Origin of the sequence: Enterococcus sp. AZ109, assembly GCF_051714625.1 — a bacterium.
Taxonomy (GTDB): domain Bacteria; phylum Bacillota; class Bacilli; order Lactobacillales; family Enterococcaceae; genus Enterococcus_A.
Map to the genome: position 1 here is coordinate 1942417 of NZ_JBIOSF010000001.1, position 16882 is coordinate 1959298.

Genomic DNA, 16882 nt, shown 5'->3' on the forward strand with positions numbered 1-16882 from the left:
CCCTTGGGGCAGAAGGCTTGAACTGGTGCCAGGTTAGGTGGTACTCCCCCGGATCAACCCGTCACTATTTCCCAGCTCGCTTTCCATTTTCATAGGCGTTTGATTTATTGTAAAATCCTCGTCTTTTATTTCTTCTTGATAGTCGTTTTCGTTCCCAACCAGGTATACTAGTTATAACTAAAGCAATCTTTTTGGCTTCTGCATCTGATCTGCCATTCAACAAATCTTTAGCTTGTTTATCAAAGACAGCTTCCAAAATGTCTGCGGTTAATACACTATCCACTAAATAAAAATCTTGCCGCATAGTTGTGCCATTCGAGAAATACTTGAGGTTCTTCTCATCGCTCTTGCTATCTGGGTAGTTCTGATAATATGAACGTCTTGCCCAAGCTGGCGCTTCTTCCCACTTACAGGGGATTTCCATTTCAAGATACTTAACGATGGATTCCTTAATTGGATTCTCATTTTTCGCATCCTCACGATACACTTCCGCAATTTCTAGCACCTCTTTATCTTCGTCTGGACTGAAATAAACTCGTTGCCCTTTATCATAAAGAACCTTAGCTTCTGCTAAAACTTGAAGAAAATAATCATCATTAGTTTTGAATGGATTCATCTGTGGTTCATTTTTACAAGGCAAAGGATAAAATCGGCGGTTTCCTGTATCATCTTTCAAATATTGACCATCATTAGATGTTCCGATAAATACACATTGTCTTGCCCAAGCTATAACATTTCTCCCGTATGGTGGTCTAATTTTATCCACCTTAGCGCTAATGAAATTCTTTACTTGTTCAATTTTAGTTTTTCCCATTGAAGATAACTCACCAAGTTCGATAATGACATTGCCTTGTAACTGCATATAATCATCTTTCTTTTCACCTAAAGAATCTAATGAATCCGTGAAAAACTCATCTGTGTAAAGCAATGCTGGCACGGTACTTTTCCCTATACCTTGTTTTCCATCTAAAACAGGCACAATTTCGAATTTTGTTCCTGGTTTATAGATACGTGCAACTGATCCGACAACCCAACGTTTAGTGACTTCTCTTGTATAAAGATTGTCTTCCACGCCTAGAAGATCAATAAACATTGTTTCAAGTCTAGGTTTTTGATCCCACTTAACTTTTTCAATACGATCTTTTACAGGATTGAAAACATTTTTACGAGACACGTTTACCACAGCTTTATGAATTTTATTATCATCGAAAACTACACTATAGTTTTCTTCAATATATGCGGTTAGCGCATCTTCAAAACTATCTTCCCACTCACCAGCATTGCGATTGATCCAAGGAGAATCCTTGATTAAATGAATACTTCCACTAAATTCGTTGTAAGCAATAGTTCCGGCTAGATTGCTATCGTTAGATAAAATCAACTCAACATTTAGAACGCTATTGCTTTTAATTTGATCTTTTTCGGTACACCGCAAACGTGACATCCAAGCTTTTAACTCAACGATTTTATCCTCACGCTCATTAGCTTCTGGGAAATCTAAGACACCCTCCAACTTGTGTTTATGTGCCATTCGCCTTCCCCCTCACATCCTTTTTAATCATTGACCGGATAATTTGATTTACTTCTTTATCTCCTAATGGCGGCTCGTTGTATGCGTTTGCTGTGTAGATCAATTCAGCTAAAGTTTTGTTATCTACTCCATGCCACAATAACCAACCACACAACTTGGTTAGATGATCGTTTCTACCACCTTCGCCAGCACCTTGAACAATCATATCTAGTTTCTTTGCCGTTTTTGTTTTTGTTACCGGTCTGTATTGAGTGTTTATTTCTTGTGGTTTTTTCAGCAAAAGATTTATTAACCAATCAGGTGTCATTGCACACTTATCTAATGTTGATTCATTTATTGGCTGGTATGGAGTACCAACATTACCAGCAATAATCATCGTTGGTGCTATAGGTACCCCTTTAGTGATAATATCAATCCCGCTTAAACTATCACCTTTTTCGTCACAACCAAAAATATCCCTAAAAGCTCCCGTCTCTTGTTGAATGATTACACCATCAGGAATTTTAAAAAAGAAATGAATCCCTTTACCTGGTGTAATCTCTGTATAAGTATTTGGAAAAGGGGCGTACATAGAAGCAAGTTTTTTATAGTTTTCTACTCCATTTTTTTCCTTTATGTGTTGATCTAAGTCGACTACCATCATGTGATGATCTTCAAGCATTAAACCAATATTCCTTGCTGGATCTTCCATCCACCATTCATTAATCTGATTAAAATCATTCGTTGCGTCATTCCAACCGCTAGAACCCTTTAAAGGGATTTTCGACCCAGGTGAAAAGGGATATATTGCCCAACCAGATTTTTGTAAATCTATTGCTGCTTGATAGTTTGTTGTCAATCAGCCTCACCCCCTATTGACTCAATTCCGCCAACTTTTTCCATATCATTTGCGTGCTTATCCGACAAACAAAGAATTGCATATATAATGCCATTCAGTTCGTCTAGGTCTGTGATTGTGAGTCTCGTATCAAGCTCAATAGAATTTTTTTGCAACGCTGCCAAAGAATTGCGAATAAACCAGGCATCAGCAACTAATTCATCAAAATCTACATTTTGTACTTCTGATTTCATTTTGCTTCCTCCAATGATTCTGGGTTCTCAATGAGTAGTTTTGCAGTTGGACAAATCCTATCTGAAACGTTCTGAATTACATCTTTTATATCTGATAAACTATCGCCAATATCAGAAAATACTCCATTATTAATTTGAAACTGAACTAAAGAAACATCTCCACGAACTCTTGCATATTCGAAGTTCTCGATCAACCTTTCAACGATTCTAATTCGGTTAACAGTTGCTGTTAGTACAACTGCTTTTTCATATAATTCATCATTTGTTAAACTAAGATTTTCTGTTTTCATAGTAATTCCCTCCAATGTTTGTTATAATTAGAGCAAAGAAACATAGGTTAGAAACCTACTTGTAGCCGTTATCTCTGTCCGCCAAGACTGTATGAGATAAGGCTTTTTTCTTTGCTCTATTCATGTCCTTTTCCTCTAATCCACGTTTTCTATTTTAGATGGAAAATACGACTCAAGTCGTAATTTAGGATTTCAAATTAAATTCTCAGTGACTAACTTGTGCCTTTCGTGACTTCCACTTTGCCCCCAGCTATATATTAAATTTCAAATTGTGCCATCCACTCGTCAACTTTTTTTCTATTACAACGCTTCGTTTGATTGATAGAAGAAACAGGAAAGTTTAATTCCTTGATAAACTTAGATAGGTTAGACCTAGACACTTGTAAATATGCACATGTTGTTTCCAAGTCCATCCATTGTGGAAATGTTTGTTTTTCTACCTCCCGTTGCATTGTTTCCGCCCATACACGACTAGCAACTTCTGTTAATTGCTGTTCAATCGTTGGCGATAGGTCAACCTCCAATTTCATCCGCTCACCTTTTTCTTTGCATTTCTTTGTGTCTAACTAAAAAAAATTTCATCAATCGTAATATTAGGAAAAATATCTTGCACCATTTTTTTGAATAATATCTTTTCTTCATCTGAAAAACGAGCCTTCCCATTTTCTTTTTGCCAATACGATTGGGTAGAAACATTGAATATCTTTGCCATTTCAGATTGCGTTTTCCCTAACATTTTTCTATAACCAACTATCTTATTCATAAGGCACCTCTTTTCTTTGCATTTCTTAGTACAGGCTCATTAAAACATAAACTTTAATTTTCGTCAAGAAAAACTTTGTATTTCTTTGCGAAATAGCTTAAAATAGTTTTATCAAATAAACTTTAGGAGGATAATTTTGTCTGAAGAAAAAAATATTGATGCTAAAATTGTTGGTTCGAGAATACGTCAAATACGTCAAAATTTAGGCTATAGTATGGCAGAATTTGCAACAAAAATTGATGAAAAAGCTAAAAGTGGAACTGTTAGTAATTGGGAAACTGGGAAAAATTTACCGAACAATAGGAGATTAAAGCGAATTGCTGAATTAGGAAATGTTTCAATATTTTATCTGTTAGAAGGTAAATTGACATCTACAGATATGGAAAAAGCACCCAAAGGAACAATATTTGAGCTTTATCAAATGTTTGAAGGGAGCGATAATGAAATAAGAGAAAATGTAATAAACTACTCTTTAGATTTTCTGGAAAATTACAATGATTACGACGAATTAGAAACTTGGTCTATCAATAATTTATACAGAATATTAAATACTCTAAGAACAATAGAAAATGAAAAACTATCAAAAAATACAAAAGATTTTATTCTTGTATTACTACAGAATTTAAATTTTGAAATTGAAAATAATCCCAATATCAGTCTTGATGATTTCTTCAAATCGACACTAGAAATGACCAATTATCCTAGCTAAGATTAACCTCCCCAACTTGCCCCCAGCAGAACTGGAGGAAATATTTTGGCAACAATCAAAAGTTATGCTAAGAAGGACGGCACTAAAGCATATTTATTTCAAGCCTATCTTGGTGTTGATCCTGTTACAGGAAAAGAAAAGAGAACAACTAGAAGGAATTTTTCAACTAAAAAAGAAGCACAACTTGCACTAGCTAAATTGTTAGTTGAAACTGAAAAGAATGGATTAAGCGAAAAATCTAATAAGATAACTACGTTTAAACCTTTGTACGAATTATGGTTTGAACAACACAAAAAAGATATTAAGGCTACTACAGAACAACGAATACAGATTTATTTTGACAATCATATTCTAAAAAAATTTGGCAACATGAGGTTAACTAGAATCACACCAATGTATTGTCAAAAGGTTTTGAACGAATGGGCTGACAATTTTGTTACCTATAAGCAAATGCGTATTTATGTCAGCAAAGTCTTTAAATACGGCATTTTAATCGGCGCTATGGATGATAACCCGATGGAACGAACAATCATCCCAAAACGTAAAATTGATACTAATAAAGAGGAAACAGATAGTTATTACACCAAAGAGGAACTAAAAGAGTTCTTTTCTTGCTTGGAGAAGTTGAATGATAAACGAGCCTATACTTTTTTTAGGGTGCTAGCTTTTGTTGGTCTTAGGAAAGGTGAGGCTTTAGCTCTTACTTGGAGCGATATTGATTTTGAGAATAGGTTAATCACCGTTGATAAAACGTTAGCGGAACTGAAAAGCGGTAAAGCGGTCATCCAAGAGACAAAAACAGAATCATCTAATAGGATAGTACAAATGGATAGTAGAACCTGTAGTATATTGAAAGAATATAAAAACCACATCATCAAAGAAAAATTCTCTCTTGGTATTAGAGATGAAAATTTCAATAACAATGTGGTATTTAGCAATTCGGTATTCTATAGAGAAAACCAGTATTTATATAAAGCCTATCCTAATAATGTGCTTGAAAAAGTAAAACGGCACTTTCCTAACATGAAAATTATCAAGGTTCATGACTTTAGGAAAACCAATGCTTCACTACTTTTTGAAAGCGGCGCAAGTATTAAAGATGTTTCTCAACGTTTAGGGCATAAATCAACCAAGATCACCACTGATATTTATATCAAAGTGACAAAGATTAAACAAAACGAAACTGCCGAAAAATTTTCGGATTATATGGCATTTTAAGAACCGTATTCAAAAGCCGTATTCAATCAATTCAAATGTTTCATGTGAAACAAAGAAAAGGCTTTGCAACAAGGTTCTTAAGCTTCTACTTTCGCTATTTTTCCTTGTTCAATATAAACCATCAGAATACTAATATCTGCCGGGTTTACACCACTGATTCGGCTTGCTTGAGCGATGGTTTCTGGTTGAATCTTTTGCAGCTTTTGACGAGCTTCTGTAGCTAAGCCGTTAATCGCTTCATAATCAATTCGTTCAGGAATCCGTTTGGCTTCAAGTCGTTTCAATTTTTCAACTTTTTCCATGGCTTTCTTGATGTAGCCTTCATACTTGATCTGAATTTCAACTTGTTCCACTTCTTTGGCGTTTAAATCAGCATTAGCGGGTATAAATTGGATGACTTCTTGATAATTGATTTCTGGACGTTTTAAAAAGTCAGCAGCTAGGACGCCATCTTTTAATTCAGCACTGCCTTTTTCCCGTAAGAAGCTTTGAACTTCAGCAGTTGGTTTGATCCGAATCTTTTGTAGTCGTTTGATTTCTTCTTCAACATTGGCCTTCTTGGATAAATAGCGTTGGTATTGTTCTTCTTCCACCAAGCCAATTTGGTGTCCAGCTTCCGTCAAGCGCAAATCGGCATTGTCATGACGCAAAATTAAGCGATATTCTGCACGCGAAGTCAATAGACGGTAAGGTTCGTTGGTTCCTTTGGTTACAAGATCATCGATCATCACTCCAATATAACCGTCGCTGCGTTTCATGATGAAGGGTTCTTTACCTTGAATTTTCAATGCCGCATTGATTCCAGCGATTAACCCTTGGCCAGCCGCTTCTTCATAGCCACTTGTTCCATTGGTTTGACCCGCTGTGTAGAGATTTTCAACAACCTTAGTTTCTAGTGTTGGTCGCAATTGATGCGGTGCAACCATATCATATTCGATTGCGTAGCCTGTTCGCATCATTTCAGCATTTTCCAAGCCTTCAATTGAATGCAGGACATCGTTTTGGACATCTTCTGGTAAAGAAGTTGATAGGCCTTGTACATAAACTTCTTCTGTGTGCAGACCTTCTGGCTCTAAGAATAGCTGATGACGGCTTTTATCTGAAAAACGGACAATCTTGTCTTCAATCGATGGGCAATACCGAGCACCTACACCTTCTACAATTCCAGTAAACATGGGTGCACGATGCAAGTTTGCTTGAATGATTTCGTGAGTTCCAGGATTCGTATAAGTCAACCAGCAAGGTACTTGTTCCATGTTATAGGATTCATCCGGTGTACCATAGCTGAAGTGATTAGGTGCTCCATCTCCCGGTTGAATTTCCGTTTTACTGTAATCGATCGATCCTGATTTTACCCGCGGTGGTGTACCTGTTTTAAACCGGTGAATCTCAAAGCCTAATTCTTTCAAATGGTCAGACAGCTTGATTGCCGGTTGAGAATTATTAGGGCCTGAAGAATACTTCAATTCACCGATAATAATTTCTCCTCGTAAAGCTGTACCGGCAGTAATTATCACTGCGTTAGCTGAGTAAACAGCTCCAGTAGAAGTAACGACTCCCTTGCAAATGCCCTCCTCAACAACTAGACGATCAACCACACCTTGTTTTAATGTTAAGTTTTCTTCTTTTTCAATCGTATGCTTCATTTCTTCCGCATAAGCGTGTTTATCAGCCTGTGCTCTTAACGCACGCACGGCAGGTCCTTTACCAGTATTCAGCATCCGCATTTGAATATAGGTTTTATCGATGTTTTTACCCATTTCACCGCCTAAGGCATCAATTTCACGTACCACGACGCCCTTTGCAGGTCCGCCAATTGATGGGTTACATGGCATAAAGGCTACCATTTCTAAGTTAATGGTGATTAACAACGTTTTTGAGCCCATCCGAGCCGCTGCTAAAGCAGCTTCTGAACCGGCATGACCGGCTCCAACTACAATGACATCATATGATCCAGCTTGATATTCCATGATTCGCTCCTTTATTTTCCTAAACAGAATTGACTAAATAATTGGGTGATTAATTCATCTTGAACACTATCGCCGACAATTTCGCCTAGATAGTCCCAACAGCGCGTCATATCGATTTGAACAAGGTCGACAGGCATTCCTGCCTCAATCCCGCCTTGGACCTCTGTAAGAGCCTGTGAGGCGTTCTCAAGCAAGGCAATATGACGAGTATTCGATACATAGGTCGCATCCTTTTCGCCGGTTTGACCGCCAAAGAATAGCGATGCAATAGCTTCTTCCAATTGATCTAAGCCATCTTGCTGTAGAACCGATATCGCAAACAGCTCATCCTCACCAGTCAGATGACGTAGTTCGGCTTGATCTAATTTTGCTGGTAAATCCGTCTTATTTAGTAAGATGATTCGCTTTAAGTTTTGAGTTGCTTCTAATAAGTTACGGTCTTCTTGAGTAAGCTCTTCGCTTTGATTCAATACCAATAAGATTAAATCTGCTTCGCTCAATGCTTTGCGACTGCGCTCGACCCCAATTCGTTCAACAATGTCTTCTGTTTCACGAATGCCAGCAGTATCCACTAATTTAAGTGGTACACCGCGAACATTTACGTATTCTTCGATTACATCGCGTGTAGTACCGGCAATCTCGGTAACAATCGCTTTTTCTTCATGCAACAAATAGTTTAACAAACTTGATTTCCCTACATTTGGACGACCAATAATTGCGGTGCTTAAGCCTTCCCGTAAAATCTTTCCTTGCTTGGCGTTTACCAACAGTGCATCAATTTGTCGACTGACTTGTGCGGCTTTTTCTAATAATAAGCGTGTCGTCAGTTCTTCAACATCATCATACTCAGGATAATCGATGTTTACTTCTACTTGAGCCAAGGTTTCCAAGATTTCTTGACGTAATTGACGGATCAATTTAGAAAGGTTGCCGTCTAATTGATTGATCGCCACATTCATGGCTTTATCGGTTTTTGCCCGAATCAGATCCATCACCGCTTCAGCTTGCGACAAATCTACCCGACCATTTAAGAATGCTCGTTTGGTAAATTCACCCGGTTCAGCTAAACGAGCTCCCTGCCGTAATACTAGCTGTAATAGCTCATTGACTACAACAATACCGCCATGACAGTTGATCTCTACTACATCTTCTCTGGTAAAGGTCTTAGGTGCTCGCATAATACTAACCATGACCTCATCTACTGGCTGTTGATTGTTTGGATCAACTATATGTCCATAATGGATGGTGTGACTATCGACTGTTTTTAACGATTTTGTACCACTTTGATATACTTTATCGGCAATCTCAACTGCTTGGTCGCCGCTTAGACGAACAATACTGATTGCTCCTTCTCCCGGAGGAGTGGAAATTGCTGCAATGGTATCAAATTCCAAAATCTCTGCCACGAAAATTCCTCCTTAAACGCACAAAAAAAGCGCCCACTCCACCCCTGACTATTTCAAGGGTAGACTTAGCACTTTGACTGCTGTCTCTTTATTATTTTGCTAGATTAGCACATTTTATTTTATTTTTCAAGTTCAAAAAACCCCCGCCACGACGAGGGTCATATCAAAGTAGGAACAGCTCCGTCGTATACTCTGATAAGAATGATTTCTACCACAATATACTTGCTTTACCTAGCTTTGTCAATCTGTTCTGGGATATTTTAGTAACGTGTCCCCACTATTACTCAGGATAAAACCTATTTTAAATCGTTTAACTTCCTTTTAACGCTGAGTTGTTTATTTTTGCCCATAGTTTTTAAAAACATCTACGGCTTCATTGATCTGCTCTGGATTCATCATTGCCAGCTCTTTGCCGCAAGATCTGGCTGCAACGATTGTTTTACAAGCTTCTTCTAAGTATACACATGAATATAGTGCCTGCTTCAAAGAATCTCCTACTCCTATCACCCCATGATGCTTCAATACAACTGCTAGCTGATCGCCTAAATAATCGACCGCTTTGATCCCCATATCTAGGCTTGCTGCCGATGAATAGGGTGCTACTTTGACATTTCCTCTAGCCGCATTAGCTAAAGTCGTTAAATTACATGCAATTTCGTCTTCGATTAAACCTAAAGCTGTGGCATACGGTTGATGGGTATGGATAATGCCATTAATATCCGGTCTTTTTTGGAAGATGTACAACAGGGCAACAGTGTCAACACTAGGTCGTCGCTTAGATTCCAAGATATTTCCGTCACTATCCAACACAATGATATCTTCAGGTGTCAGCTCTTCGTAGACCATTCCGCTGGGTGTTACCAAGATCTCTCCTGAATCCATACGCCAACTAACATTTCCACCTGATAAGGCGATTAAACCGTATCGATCCAACTTCTTACCTGTTTGGATAATTATTTCCTTTTCTGCAGTGAACATTTCTCCACCCTCTCGTTATTGTCCGCGTTTTTTCTCTAATTCTAAGTATTGTGTATTGACTCTGCGTGCTCTTGCTTTTAAAGTTTCAGGATGAATTTTGTACTCGATATCTAGTATTTGCCGCATCAACTCTTGACTATCATTAAACTTCTTAAATTGAACCCAATAGCGGCCTTTAAATAAGTTGTAATTATCTATTCGAATATACATTTTTCCACCAGTAGGAAATTCTCGCACACGAAGTTTCTTAATTTCGGCAATTTCATAAGTATCATTTCGTCCTAACGAAGTAAAAGCAAGAGTCGTCTCACTAATTGTGACTTGTTGGGTCGTACATTTCCCGATAAAGCTATTCCAAAAGGTATAAAATGCAATGAGTGCTATAAAAAATAGAATGCCGCGATTATACTTCCCGACAATTCCTAAGTACAGGCAAACTACCGTAATTACGCCACTAAATCCCCCCGTCAGCTTTACATCGAAGAAAAAGAGCAGCTTGTCGTAAGAAAATATTTTGGTCTGCATGTGGAGACCTCCTTCTGATTAGTTTAGGTTATGGCAGAAGTGTTCAGCTCCGAGAAATAAGCCGAAAATAACTTTTCATATTATTGCGATGAATCTGCTTATTTCAAAAAGGGCTGCTTCATTTACGTCGATTATGCGGTTTTTTAGTGGCTGTGACGTTTTATGTCACAGCCACACAAACAATTTATTCTCCGTTAGCACTAGATTCATGTAACAATTTAGCTTCTTGTTTGATTCGACCACGGTTCCAAATCGCCATTACTAAAGCCACCACCGCAGAAATGCCTGTTCCGATATATCCTAAGCCATTCAAGCGAACGAGTACCCAAGTTAACGGATTGGCGCCATCACAGATAGAAGAAATCATTTTTGCGCCTTCTGGCATTTCAAAGTTAACGTTGCGGGCTGCAACAGTAATCATCGGTGCTAAATCTGTCGCAATCAGCAGGCCGACTACTAGTACAATAATTCCGATAATAATGCCGCGGAAACCATTTTCCCTTACAATTGGCGTAATTAAAACAAACATCCACGGAATAACTGCTAAGTCTGCAAATGGTAATACTTGATTCCCAGGTAAGATTACGGCAATAAAAATCAATAATGGAACTAACACAAAGGAAATCGCCAATGTAACCGGATGACCTACACCGATCGCAGAATCTAAACCAATATAAATCTTGCCGCGATTTTGAAATCTTGTTTGAATAAATTCACTTGCTGCATCACTAATAGGAATTAGACCTTCCATTAAAAGCGCTGCCATTTTAGGGATCAAGACCAGTACTGCTCCCAGCGATACACCTAGTGTTAGAACCCCGGTTGCATCATACCCCGCTAGAATCCCAATACCAATACCTAAGACAGTACCTACTAAGATTGGTTCGCCGAACACGCCAAAACGTCGTTGAACTGTATCCATATTAATATCAATCTTATTGATGACCGGAATTTTATCCATTATTTTATTGAAAAGCATGGCAATTGGTGCATAAGCAGTCGTAAATCCATGTGGTAAAGAAATGCCTGGCAAGTCCAATGATTTTTCAATTTCTGGTGCTGTGTAATCTGCCAATACCATAATAATGACCATATTAATGACCGCAGCACAGATACCTAGAGGTAAGCTGTCAGTAAGAATTGCTACTAGTGCACCAGTAAATGCAAAATGCCAATAATCCCAAATATCTACGTCCACTGTTTGGGTTGTATTCGTTAAAAGCATCACGATATTTACTAATAAACCTAATGGGATAATGATTAATCCCACGGTTGAGCCCATCGCAATTGCTGCAGAGGCAGGCCAACCAACATCAATAATCGACAAATTTAGTCCAAAACGACTGATCATCTCCTGAACAGCTGGTGACAAACTTGTCCCTAGTAAACTATTGATAACTAAATTTAGTCCAATAAATCCTACCCCTACTGTCAAACCGGCCCGTATACTTGAACCCACTCCGGTCCCTAAAACACAGCCTAAAATAAAGATAACTAGAGGCATAACGACGGAAACACCTAATCCTTGAACAAACTGAAAGAACGAAATAATTGCGTCCATTTTCTTCCTCCTTTATTTAAATCAAGCTATTTCTCCATCAATTCTAAAATCATGTCGATTGACTTTTGAGCATTCACACCCGTTAAGAAACAAACCCCTGGAACAAAAGGACAATCTAATTCTTTAGGTGCCATTGTTGTAGCAATCAAAAAGTCGTAGCTGCTCGATTTTTGGGTCGCTTCAGAAATTTTACACTGAGTGATTTTATACTTTCCTTTGTACCCATTTTCATCTAGCATTTTGGTGATTTTTGCATTTACCGCCGTTGATGTAGCGATACCTGAACCACAAGCTAATAAAATATTTTTCATTTTCTATTCCCCCAATTGAATTATTTTTTCAAACGTTTCGACAGCTTCAGTTTCCGATGTTGCATTCAATAATTGCAAGATTTGCTGATCATCTTGCATAATGTTGATTAATGCTTGTAAAAATTCCAGTTGCTTTTTCGGATTTTTGATTGCCAGCATAAACAGAATTTTTACATCTACATAGTCATTTTCATCTCCTCCCATCACATGAAATTTCACTGGATTCTTTAAGATACCAATGGCTAGTGATTGTTTTTCAACATGAATCGCATCGGTATGTGGAATAGCTACACCTAAATGTTCCAATATTAAGCCTGTAGGGAATTCTTTTTCTCTTGCCTGAACTGCCTCTTTGAAGGAATCCTTAACAACTTTTTCTCCAATCATTACGTCTGAAAGTTGCTGCAAGGCTTCTAGATCTGATTTTGCTTCTATGTTTATTCGAACTAAACTGCTGGAAATAAACATATCCATTAAACTATCTGCCAAAGTAATCACCTTTCTGCTTATCAATTTTGTTCAAATACTTCATTGCGTATTGCCGAAATAAGTTGAATTTTCGTTTCCGCTTCATTCATTCGTTTGACGACCGCTTTGTCTTCAGCCATACTAAAAATCTTTTTAATAATCTCCCGTGCTAAATCAATGTCACTGTTGGATATTGCTAATAAAACTACAAAGCTAACCTCGTTTGCCCCCCATTGGATCGGTTTTTCTAGTGTAACGAAGCTGATTTTTGTCTGCCGAACGGTCTCTGGCGCCGCATGAGGGATTCCTACACCGGTATAGATACTCGTGTCTCCCATCACTTCACGATCATAGACCGATTGACGAAATTTTTCCGAAACAGCCCCTTCCTTTTCGTAGATAGTAATAAGAAAATCGAGACATTCTTGCTTGTTCTGGAGCTTTTTTTTGCAAAAAATGTATTTTTCATCGATAAACGTATCAATATTTTTATAGAGGGTTGATTTGCTAGTTAATGCAATGCTTTTGTATTGGTTATCTTGGTTAGCATATTCATTCATAATTTTGACTGCATCTGCGCTAGTCAATAAAGGGGATACGTAAACAACCGGGACTTCTTCAATGTCTAAATACACGGTAGAAATGATGAAATCAATATCATCAAGAGATATATCCTGCAGTTCTTCGACTGTCCGAGTAATTACCCGATCACGTATCGGGATCATGCCACGAACTTTGGTATACAACAGTTCAGAAGTAGATAACCCTAGAGGACAGACAATCACGATATTCTTAAAATACACCCCGTGGCGCTTCTCCAATGAAACCTGAAAATAAATTAATAAAAAGGAAATTTCGTCATCATTTAAGCGGATGTCATATTGCTCTTCTAAATCACTAAGGACATACCATAAAAGAGAAAACAGCAATAAATACTGCTTCTTAATTTCTCCTAGTAGAGGGTTTTCAATCCGCATATTACGCTTCAGACGAAAAACCATTGGTGGAATATGTGCCATTAACGAGCGTTTTAATTCCACATCATCTGAAATATCAACTTTGAGTAAATTTCCTAAATTTCTCAAAATAGTATCGACTGTTTTTTCCGTTACTGGATCAATTGTTGTCGGGTCTAACGTTAAATAGATACCATTCGCATATAATTGTTCATTAATTGCTTGGATATCTTTTTTTGTTAAGTCCAATTCAAATTGCTGCTGATAAAAGCTCGTCAATTCATAAGAGATGAAATAAGTTTCCAGCATGCTTAAGTCCTCTTTGCTCATCACATCATGACAATAGTGAAAGCCCTGATTTACGCGAATACCGAACACTAGAAAAAAGAAAAACAGCGAATTCATGTAATAATCTGAAATAGTGGCATTGGATAAAACTAGGACTTGCTTCAAGCTTTCTTCTGCAAAGCGGAGCTCATTTTCATTAAAGAAACGACTGACTTTACTTTTTTGTTTTAAATCGATCACTGACCAAGGAATTTTTTCCATTAAATAGTTTTTTATCACATATTGAACAGATGCTTCATCTCCTTTCAAACAAACCCGTCCTTTATTACGGGCAAATAATTGTACCGAATGACTCCCGCGAATTTGTTCTAGATCCAAACGTAGCGTTGAATCAGAAATATAATACTTGTCTTCTAGCTCTTCTTGTAAAATCCCCTTTTTGCTACGTAATAAGGTACAAACAATATCAATTTGTCGATCTTCAATGGTAAAATAATCGGTTTTCTCTTCCTGTAATGAAAGCAAATATTGGTCAAATAATTTACGATTTTTTGCTTCACCGACCAGCAGAAAACCAGAGCTAGGCTTCTTTTCAATATGCAAATCAAATGCCACCATTGCTTCATTCAATTGATTCATATCGTTGTAGACCGTTTTGCTTGAGACAGCCAGTATCTCGCTAAAATATCGAGAGGATCGGTACCCTTTTTCACTAGACAATAGCTTGAACAGTTGGCACTGCCTAAAGGATTTTTTGTTCATGACTCCCCCATCTCCCTGTGTAATAAAGAATTCTTTATATATCTATCATATCGAAAATGAAATCTCTTTAGTATGCATTCTTTTTTCCACATTATTGTGGAACTTTTTTTTAAAACGGTATTATTAACGCTTAAAAATACCTTCTCCTTTTTGTCAGGCACCAACCTTCTCCTCTTTCTGAAAACATATCAGAATCATCTTGTTCCACCCAGCTGGATTGGATGTATCCTAACATCGGTTTCAAGTTCAATAAATAACTAACAATAAATCTATCATTCTACTACCTATACGATCTTTAACCTAATTTAAAAACGTATAGGTATCTTTTTACGCCTTTTTTTCTGCCAACTCGCTAACTTTTTTTACCCCCCTCTAACGTGCACCCTTAAAAATCAAAAACATTGATCTATCAACATTTTCCCATTTTCAACGTGCACGTTAGAGGGGTCTTTTGCACGTTAGCGTTTTTGTCTTTTCTTGAAAAATGATTTATCTTTTAATCAACGGCCGGGACAAAAAAACGAAACCTAAGATTAACACCAAAAAAATACAGTAGAGGGAAATAACAGAATGCAAAAACTTGGAAACGATTGGCAGGGCATCAGCCAACAAGTAGAGCTGTTTCCAAGTTTTCTGAAGAGCATCTCATCAACAGGCAAAATAGTAGAAAACGATTAAATTTGTTTAAATAACTAGAAAACAAATAGATACCTCTTGTTTACTCTGATTTCAGGAAGCATATAAGAACATATTCACAGTCATTTTTGCTCACTTTTTGGCTAAATCGCTAAATAATTTTACCCCCCTCTATTTTGCAGGCTTTTCATGAAAAAAATTTAAAAATCCCGTCATATCAACATTTTGTTTTTTTGACTGTGCAAAATAGAGGGGGGTTTTGCAAAATAGCGATTTTGTCTTTTTGCAAAAAACGGTTTATCTTTTAACCAACGGCCGAAGATAGAAAACAGCTCATAAAAAATCAAAAATACAATCAAAAAATATTGATCGATTGAAAATAACAACTAGAAAGTAGGAATTATTATGTCACAACAACCATTTACTGACTATCAACTCTTCAATCTCACCCGCGAGACACTCGAGCAGCGTATTGGAGAATACTATGACGAAACACAAGATGGTGCCACTACCATCAAATTATTGCTGGCTTTACGGGTTCGCTACCAGTTAGGCGCAGAGGAATTCGCATTAGTCTTGCAAGATCTAGTGAAATATTTATTCACGAAAACTAAAGCGACCAGAACTATGAAACGCTTCTTCTATTACTTCGCTGAATATTTTGACACTGCCGAATGGAAAAAATTGTGTTTAAGAGTTTTTCCGATTCGTAATTTCATTGAAAAAGCTAAATCAATCGCTGGATCACTCATTGCTCAATTCCGTCCATCAGAAACGGCGGTACCTTGAGACTGTTAACTTGTTGTCCTGTCTCTCATGCTAAAAACTTATGAAAGGAGTTATCAAAATGATCAAATTAGTTGGAACATTCTTGAACGATGCCGGAAAGAAACACAATCTGATTATGAAGGACCCGAATACTAACTTGAGTCCCGAAGTAGTCAGAGAGAACTTAGAACTACTAACCACCTTAGATCTCTTTGAAAAAGACGGCGTGGCTTTGTTTCAAGAAACAGTCAGTGCGAAATATGTCGAAACGATTGAAACACCGATTTTCGAAAAGGAGGAAGTTTTCGGAGATGCCGATGAACCAGTTACTTTAAATCAATCGTTATTGAATCGCATGCCAGCCACCGAGCAAGCAGAAGTACCTGAAGAAGAGAAGGTCGAAGCAGCGGAGAATCATCAAAAGTTAGAGGAGTTAAAAGCACAAAGCAGTTATCGTGATTTGCCACAAGTACCGACGGTTTCACTTGAGAAACCAAAAGAAGAAGTTTCAGAGGTACCTGCCGAAGTACCTGAAGATGCACCCGAACAAGAAACAAAACCAAAACCCTACAATCTGATCTCACAACTGATCCACAGAAAAAACCGACGAAAAGCGCAGGAAAAACAGAAGAAAAATCTCAATTAAGCCGCCCACAAGTTCAGCAAATTTA

18 protein-coding genes are annotated in these 16882 nt (G+C 37.6%); 4 read left to right on the forward strand and 14 right to left on the reverse strand.

Annotation, left to right across the window (positions count from 1 at the left end; all coding sequences use genetic code 11):
- Positions 1 to 64: 64 nt before the first annotated feature.
- From IGI42_RS09235 to IGI42_RS09260, 6 genes are all read right to left on the reverse strand, one after another.
- A complete protein-coding gene (locus IGI42_RS09235) occupies positions 65 to 1531 on the reverse strand; it encodes a VapE domain-containing protein (protein ID WP_438715550.1) in 1467 nt (488 codons plus the stop codon).
- Entirely contained in the window at positions 1521 to 2369 is an 849-nt protein-coding gene (locus IGI42_RS09240) for a bifunctional DNA primase/polymerase (protein WP_438715551.1), read from the reverse strand. The genes IGI42_RS09235 and IGI42_RS09240 overlap by 11 nt, the downstream gene beginning before the upstream one ends.
- Positions 2366 to 2602 (reverse strand): hypothetical protein, encoded by a 237-nt coding sequence (locus IGI42_RS09245; RefSeq protein WP_438715552.1) that lies wholly within the window; start codon positions 2600 to 2602, stop codon positions 2366 to 2368. Before IGI42_RS09245 ends, IGI42_RS09240 begins: the two co-directional genes overlap by 4 nt.
- Complete coding sequence (locus IGI42_RS09250; RefSeq protein WP_438715553.1) at positions 2599 to 2892, reverse strand: hypothetical protein; 294 nt, start codon at positions 2890 to 2892, stop codon at positions 2599 to 2601. The genes IGI42_RS09245 and IGI42_RS09250 overlap by 4 nt, the downstream gene beginning before the upstream one ends.
- A 257-nt stretch (positions 2893 to 3149) precedes the next feature.
- Positions 3150 to 3422 (reverse strand): hypothetical protein, encoded by a 273-nt coding sequence (locus IGI42_RS09255; protein ID WP_438715554.1) that lies wholly within the window; start codon positions 3420 to 3422, stop codon positions 3150 to 3152.
- A gap of 32 nt (positions 3423 to 3454) precedes the next feature.
- Positions 3455 to 3655 carry a helix-turn-helix transcriptional regulator gene (locus tag IGI42_RS09260; protein ID WP_438715556.1) on the reverse strand — a complete coding sequence of 67 codons (201 nt, stop codon included), beginning with the start codon at positions 3653 to 3655 and terminating at the stop codon, positions 3455 to 3457.
- A gap of 136 nt (positions 3656 to 3791) precedes the next feature.
- On the opposite strand from IGI42_RS09260, the gene IGI42_RS09265 reads away from it, so the two are divergent.
- Together IGI42_RS09265 and IGI42_RS09270 are read left to right on the forward strand one after the other, a co-directional pair.
- Positions 3792 to 4364, forward strand: coding sequence for a helix-turn-helix domain-containing protein (locus IGI42_RS09265; protein ID WP_438715557.1), 573 nt, complete (start codon positions 3792 to 3794; stop codon positions 4362 to 4364).
- A 45-nt stretch (positions 4365 to 4409) separates the two neighbouring features.
- Positions 4410 to 5582, forward strand: coding sequence for a site-specific integrase (locus IGI42_RS09270; protein ID WP_438715558.1), 1173 nt, complete (start codon positions 4410 to 4412; stop codon positions 5580 to 5582).
- A 77-nt stretch (positions 5583 to 5659) separates the two neighbouring features.
- Here the strand turns inward: IGI42_RS09270 and mnmG are convergent, their stop codons facing one another.
- From mnmG to IGI42_RS09310, 8 genes are all read right to left on the reverse strand, one after another.
- The gene (gene mnmG / locus IGI42_RS09275; protein ID WP_438715559.1) at positions 5660 to 7552 is read right to left on the reverse strand and encodes a tRNA uridine-5-carboxymethylaminomethyl(34) synthesis enzyme MnmG; all 1893 of its coding nucleotides are present in this window, start codon (positions 7550 to 7552) and stop codon (positions 5660 to 5662) included.
- An 11-nt stretch (positions 7553 to 7563) separates the two neighbouring features.
- Positions 7564 to 8958 (reverse strand): tRNA uridine-5-carboxymethylaminomethyl(34) synthesis GTPase MnmE, encoded by a 1395-nt coding sequence (mnmE, locus tag IGI42_RS09280; protein ID WP_438715560.1) that lies wholly within the window; start codon positions 8956 to 8958, stop codon positions 7564 to 7566.
- Between the two features lie 336 nt (positions 8959 to 9294).
- Entirely contained in the window at positions 9295 to 9936 is a 642-nt protein-coding gene (locus IGI42_RS09285; protein WP_438715561.1) for a class II aldolase/adducin family protein, read from the reverse strand.
- 15 nt (positions 9937 to 9951) lie between these two features.
- A complete protein-coding gene (locus IGI42_RS09290) occupies positions 9952 to 10461 on the reverse strand; it encodes a hypothetical protein (protein ID WP_438715562.1) in 510 nt (169 codons plus the stop codon).
- Between the two features lie 184 nt (positions 10462 to 10645).
- A complete protein-coding gene (locus IGI42_RS09295) occupies positions 10646 to 12022 on the reverse strand; it encodes a PTS galactitol transporter subunit IIC (RefSeq protein ID WP_438715563.1) in 1377 nt (458 codons plus the stop codon).
- 26 nt (positions 12023 to 12048) lie between these two features.
- On the reverse strand, positions 12049 to 12333 hold the full coding sequence (locus IGI42_RS09300; RefSeq protein WP_438715564.1) for a PTS sugar transporter subunit IIB: 285 nt from the start codon (positions 12331 to 12333) through the stop codon (positions 12049 to 12051).
- A 3-nt stretch (positions 12334 to 12336) separates the two neighbouring features.
- Positions 12337 to 12822 carry a PTS sugar transporter subunit IIA gene (locus IGI42_RS09305; RefSeq protein ID WP_438715566.1) on the reverse strand — a complete coding sequence of 162 codons (486 nt, stop codon included), beginning with the start codon at positions 12820 to 12822 and terminating at the stop codon, positions 12337 to 12339.
- Between the two features lie 20 nt (positions 12823 to 12842).
- Positions 12843 to 14807, reverse strand: a complete 1965-nt coding sequence (locus IGI42_RS09310; RefSeq protein ID WP_438715567.1) for a BglG family transcription antiterminator — start codon at positions 14805 to 14807, stop codon at positions 12843 to 12845.
- A gap of 1041 nt (positions 14808 to 15848) precedes the next feature.
- Between IGI42_RS09310 and IGI42_RS09315 the strand changes: the two genes are divergently transcribed.
- Together IGI42_RS09315 and IGI42_RS09320 are read left to right on the forward strand one after the other, a co-directional pair.
- The gene (locus IGI42_RS09315) at positions 15849 to 16232 is read left to right on the forward strand and encodes a hypothetical protein (protein WP_438715569.1); all 384 of its coding nucleotides are present in this window, start codon (positions 15849 to 15851) and stop codon (positions 16230 to 16232) included.
- Positions 16233 to 16290: 58 nt separating this feature from the next.
- The gene (locus IGI42_RS09320; RefSeq protein WP_438713796.1) at positions 16291 to 16857 is read left to right on the forward strand and encodes a DUF2922 domain-containing protein; all 567 of its coding nucleotides are present in this window, start codon (positions 16291 to 16293) and stop codon (positions 16855 to 16857) included.
- Positions 16858 to 16882: the final 25 nt, after the last annotated feature.

Coding starts and splice junctions, on each gene's coding strand:
- IGI42_RS09315 (WP_438715569.1), top strand. CDS start 15,849: ATGTCACAACAACCATTTACTGACTATCAACTCTTCAATCTCACCCGC.
- IGI42_RS09310 (WP_438715567.1), bottom strand. CDS start 14,807: ATGAACAAAAAATCCTTTAGGCAGTGCCAACTGTTCAAGCTATTGTCT.
- IGI42_RS09255 (WP_438715554.1), bottom strand. CDS start 3,422: ATGAAATTGGAGGTTGACCTATCGCCAACGATTGAACAGCAATTAACA.
- IGI42_RS09235 (WP_438715550.1), bottom strand. CDS start 1,531: ATGGCACATAAACACAAGTTGGAGGGTGTCTTAGATTTCCCAGAAGCT.
- IGI42_RS09260 (WP_438715556.1), bottom strand. CDS start 3,655: ATGAATAAGATAGTTGGTTATAGAAAAATGTTAGGGAAAACGCAATCT.
- IGI42_RS09245 (WP_438715552.1), bottom strand. CDS start 2,602: ATGAAATCAGAAGTACAAAATGTAGATTTTGATGAATTAGTTGCTGAT.
- IGI42_RS09320 (WP_438713796.1), top strand. CDS start 16,291: ATGATCAAATTAGTTGGAACATTCTTGAACGATGCCGGAAAGAAACAC.
- IGI42_RS09295 (WP_438715563.1), bottom strand. CDS start 12,022: ATGGACGCAATTATTTCGTTCTTTCAGTTTGTTCAAGGATTAGGTGTT.
- IGI42_RS09250 (WP_438715553.1), bottom strand. CDS start 2,892: ATGAAAACAGAAAATCTTAGTTTAACAAATGATGAATTATATGAAAAA.
- IGI42_RS09290 (WP_438715562.1), bottom strand. CDS start 10,461: ATGCAGACCAAAATATTTTCTTACGACAAGCTGCTCTTTTTCTTCGAT.
- IGI42_RS09285 (WP_438715561.1), bottom strand. CDS start 9,936: ATGTTCACTGCAGAAAAGGAAATAATTATCCAAACAGGTAAGAAGTTG.
- mnmG (WP_438715559.1), bottom strand. CDS start 7,552: ATGGAATATCAAGCTGGATCATATGATGTCATTGTAGTTGGAGCCGGT.
- IGI42_RS09300 (WP_438715564.1), bottom strand. CDS start 12,333: ATGAAAAATATTTTATTAGCTTGTGGTTCAGGTATCGCTACATCAACG.